Source organism: Stenotrophomonas sp. 3diitr2024, assembly GCF_042136455.1.
GTDB lineage: Bacteria > Pseudomonadota > Gammaproteobacteria > Xanthomonadales > Xanthomonadaceae > Stenotrophomonas > Stenotrophomonas sepilia.
The window spans coordinates 1-4417 of record NZ_JBHHMJ010000619.1; the positions used below are offsets into that span (position 1 = coordinate 1).

3 protein-coding genes are annotated in these 4417 nt (G+C 68.1%); all 3 read right to left on the bottom strand.

Annotated features, from left to right (window positions below):
- Positions 1–182: 182 nt before the first annotated feature.
- The gene (gene pepQ / locus ABGA94_RS16060) at positions 183–1514 is read right to left on the bottom strand and encodes a Xaa-Pro dipeptidase (protein WP_065179103.1); all 1332 of its coding nucleotides are present in this window, start codon (positions 1512–1514) and stop codon (positions 183–185) included.
- A gap of 75 nt (positions 1515–1589) precedes the next feature.
- On the bottom strand, positions 1590–1964 hold the full coding sequence (locus ABGA94_RS16065; RefSeq protein WP_111128983.1) for a PilZ domain-containing protein: 375 nt from the start codon (positions 1962–1964) through the stop codon (positions 1590–1592).
- Positions 1961–4240 (bottom strand): DUF1631 family protein, encoded by a 2280-nt coding sequence (locus ABGA94_RS16070; RefSeq protein ID WP_375367788.1) that lies wholly within the window; start codon positions 4238–4240, stop codon positions 1961–1963. Before ABGA94_RS16070 ends, ABGA94_RS16065 begins: the two co-directional genes overlap by 4 nt.
- Between the last annotated feature and the right edge of the window lie 177 nt (positions 4241–4417).

Below are 4417 nucleotides of genomic sequence, written 5' to 3' on the forward strand. Positions count from 1 at the left end.
GGCGGACAAGAAGTTCTCGACTAAACGGCGTCAAACGGGCATTTTTATGATGGTTCATCCGGGCTCTTTGGGGACTGGATAGGTGTGGTAACCACCATTTTCCAAAGATGCCCCGGATGAACAACCTACCGAGAGATCACAACTAACAGTCGACTCTACCTGAGCGTCACACCACGAGGGGCTCAGCCGTTGGCCGCCGCAAACGCCGGCCGCGTCAGGTTGTCCGCCTCGCCATCAGTGCACAGCACTTCGTCTTCGATGCGGATGCCGCCATACGGACGGAAGAAGTCCACGCGGTCCCAGTTGATCGCATCGCCGTGGCCGGCGTCCTTCACTTCGTTCAACAGCATGTCGATGAAGTACAGGCCCGGTTCGATGGTCACCACCATGCCCGGTTCCAGCACGCGGGTCAGGCGCAGGTACGGGTGGCCCGCCGGGCGCTCGATGCGGCCGCCTTCGTCGCTGGCCGCGAAACCGGCCACGTCGTGCACCTGCAGGCCGATCAGGTGGCCGATACCATGCGGGAAGAACGCGGCGCTGACGCCGGTCTCCAGCGCGGTCTGCGGCGAGACCTTGATCACGCCGAAGTCCTTCAGTACGCCCATCAGCGAAAGATGTGCGTCCACGTGCAGCTGCTTGTAGTCGAAGCCCGGGCGCACCGCTGCGCACATCCGCTGCTGGGCGGCGTCGACGGCGGCGATCATCGCCGCAAACTCGTCGTGGCCCTGCGCGGCGTAGGTACGGGTGATGTCGCTGGCGTAGCCGTGGGCACTGGCGCCGGCATCGATCAGGAAGCTGCGCAGCGGCTGCGGTGCCTTGCGGCCCAGCTCGGTGTAATGCAGCACAGCGGCATGTTCATTCAGCGCCACGATGTTGCCGTACGGCAGCTCATTGGCATCCTGGCCGACTGCCTGGCAGTACGCCATGTGGATGCTGAACTCGTCGGCGCCATTGCGGAATGCGGCCTCCGCAGCGCGGTGGCCGCGCACGCCCAGCACCTGGGCCTGGCGCATCAGTGCGATCTCATACGGTGTCTTGCTGCCGCGGTGCCATTCCAGGTAGTTCACCACCGGCGCCGGGTTGTTCGGTACGTAGTTGCCCAGCGCGCTCTGCGGCTCGCCGAGGATCGCGCAGCGCGATGGATCGGCCGGCAGCAGCGCCAGCGCGTCTTCCGGCTTGCGGATGATGTGGATGTCGAAGTGATCCACCCACCAGCCGCTGGGGGCATCCGGCACCACGTGCCAGTAGTCGAAGGGCTGGTGGAAGATCACCGCCGGGCGCTTGCCGGGGCTGAACACGATCCAGCTGTTGGGCACGCGGGTCAGCGGCAGCCAGGCCTTGAACTGCGGATTGACCGCGTACGGGTAGTCGCGATCATCGAACACCTGGTAGTGCAGAGTGCCGCTGGGCACCACCAGGTGGTCGAAGCCGCCGCGGGCCAGCGCCTGTTCGGCACGTCGGCACAGCACGGCCAGGTGGTCGGGATACAGGGCGCCGGGGTCTTGCTGGATCATTGCGGTGGCTCGACACGGAAAACGGCCCTAGATTCTGCCGCATAGCGGGAAAAACCGCTGTGCTGGAACCGGCACTCAGGCCGTCGAAACCGGCCCCTCGTCGCTGTCTTCGCCCACCCACTGGCGCAGCAGCTGCCGATGCTCGCGCGACAGGGTGAGGAAGCGGAAGCCGGTCCAGTTCTGTCCGGGGGCGTGTGCGGGTTCGCTCCACAGCAGGTGCACGCCCACGTCGATGTCCTGGTGGCGGCCATCGCCCAGCGGCAAGGGGAAGCGCAACTGGTACAGCGCATCCTCGCGCAACGGTGCGCTGGCCAGCATCAGCATGCCGGTTTCGGAGATATTGCCGAGCCGGCCCACCACGCTTTCGCGCATCTGGTCGGTGACCGGTACCAGGTCCGAGACCTGGCGGCGCGGCGCGCGGCGGGTATCCTGCGGCGGTTGGGTGATCATGCGGAAGTCTCCTGCGTATGGCCGGCCGCCAGTGCACGCAATGCGCCAAGGCTGGCCTCCCAGGCACGGTCAACCAGCCGGGCCTTGTCCTCAGTGACCAGCTGCGCCTGGCCGGCACTGATCTGCCGGGCCAGCGTATCCAGGTCGGTATCGGCGATCTTCTGCCCGCGCGGATTGACCAGCAGGGCGTGGCCGGTCAGCAGGCTGTACCAGGACAGGCGCTGGCGGCGCAGTGTGCCATCGCCGGTATCGATGTCGAACCAGCTGCCGAAGGGCAGGGAGGACAGCTGCTGGTAAGCGGCTTCCTCGGCACTGCTGCGCGGTGTGGCGGGCGTCGTGCCGGCGGCCGTACCGGCGTGCTCGCCCAGGCGCGCGCGCGCCTTCAGGCGGGCACTCAGTTCGGTACGCGAGGTGCTCTCGTCCTCGCCGCCAGGCGTGGCCAGCCTGCGTGCGACGGCGGCGGCTTCCTCGGCGTGGTAGCCGACCTGCAGCAGGGCGGCCTCGACCTCGGCAGCAAGCGTTGCATCGGTGCCGCCGGGTGCATCAACGGGCTGCGCGGTGATGGCGGCGATGCGTTGGGTCTGCTGCAGGCGTTCCTGCCACTGCGGTGAATCGTCGCCGTGGCGCAGGCGGGTCAGGGTGAGGGCATCGGCCCAGGCCTGACGCAGCAGGGTCTGCACGAAGCGGGGCGGCTCCTGCGCGTCGCAGCACTGGTCGATCTGTGCACTGGCCTGTCGCCGCGCGAGTTCCAGCCGCTCCTTGCCGCGTGCAGCTTCCACATGGCGGCGCTCGGCCAGCTCGGCGCGATGCGCTGCGGCACGCTGATGCTGCTGCACGTCCTCGTTCGCGCTGGCGAAGGCCTCCGGCGCCCGCGCATCCTGGCCCAGCAGGCCCTGCACGCTCTGTGCCATGCGCTGCAGCAACTGCGGGTCGACATCATCGTCGGCCAGCCAGTTGGCGCCGACTTCGGCAATCTGGTTGAGCAGTTCGCGCGCGGGGTGCTCGTCGCGCACGAAGAAGCCGGGGTCGGCCATTGCCGCACGTGCCAGCGGCACCTGCAGGCGCGCCAGCAGGGCGGCCGGCACCGGGTCCGGACGCTGCTGCTGCTGCACCTGCTGCATCAGCATGCGCAGCAGGTCGAGGCTGTCGCGGTCGTGGCTGCCCAGCTGGGCCTGCGTGCCATGCTCGCTGCGCAGTTGCGCCACCACGGCTGCCTGCAGGTCGGCTACGCCGGTGGCGGCGCTGGACTGCGCCTGCAAGCGTGCGAGGACCGCATCCACGGCCGCGCTCGGCACTGCATCGCGATCCGCAGGTGCTGCGCTGGCATGGCGTGCCTGCTGCAGCAGCGCATGCAGCGCGCTGCCCGTGGAGGTGGTCAAGCCCGGCAAGGCCGCGTCGGCCGTGCTGTCATCCTGGAAAGCGTCCTGCACCAGGCTCGACCAGGAGCCGGCCGGTGCCGATCCGTTCCAGCCGGTCAGTGGCGCGGCGGCACGCTTTGCCGGCTGCGTGGCGCGACCACCGCCCACCGACTGGGTGATGATCCGCCGGGTGCTCGATGAACGCGCCAGATAGGGGGTGTAGACCAGGCCGGGCAGCACGCCATGCTGGGCCAACAGGGCATTGGCACGGTCGAGGATGTCGCCCAGGCGTTCCAGCACCTGGCGTTCGAAGCTGCGGTACAGCGCCAGCTGAACGTCGACAGTGAGCGAATCCTGTTCGGCAATCCGGCGCAGCATGGCGCACAGTGCCTGTGGTGCCAGCGGCAGGGTGTCGGCCTCGAAGGCCGGTGCCGCCGCCAGTACGCCCAGGCGTTGGCCCAGCAGGTTCAGCGTGTTGGTCGAACGCAGCGTCTCCCTCCGCACCATCTCGGTCAGCAGCAGGTCGCGGTCCACTTCATGTTCATCGACCAGCGACAGCCCGAGCATGCCGGGCTGCGGCGGCGGCGTGGAACCGGGGCTGAAGTGGGCCGTGGGTTCGCGCAGCCGTATCAGCGCATCGGCCACGGCATCAAGCATGCGGTCAGCGAAATGACCGGAGAAGGCATGCAACTGGCCGCGCTGGGCCATCAGCTCCGCCTGCAGCTGCGGATTGCGCGCGCGATCCGCGTCGTGCAGCAGCGTCTGCTCCAACGCTTCGACGGTCAGGATCAGCGGCGCGGCCAGCGTCTGCCGGCACAGGCCGATCAATGCGCCCAGCAGCTCACGCACCCGCGGTGGCAGGTCGCTGGCGGCCAGGCGGGTTTTGTCGGCAGAGGTAATGGAAAAGACAGCTGACATCGGCGAGCGGTACCCGGATTCCCGCGGATCGATCTTGTGAATCTACCGTGTCGGCCGCAGTCGGCGCTACTTTAGGGTGAACGTGTCTCGCGTCTGCTGGGGAGGGACGACGGATGAACGGTAGTGCCGGTCGCTGGCCGGCAGCGCTGTCTCCACCGTAGTGCCGGCCAGCGGCCG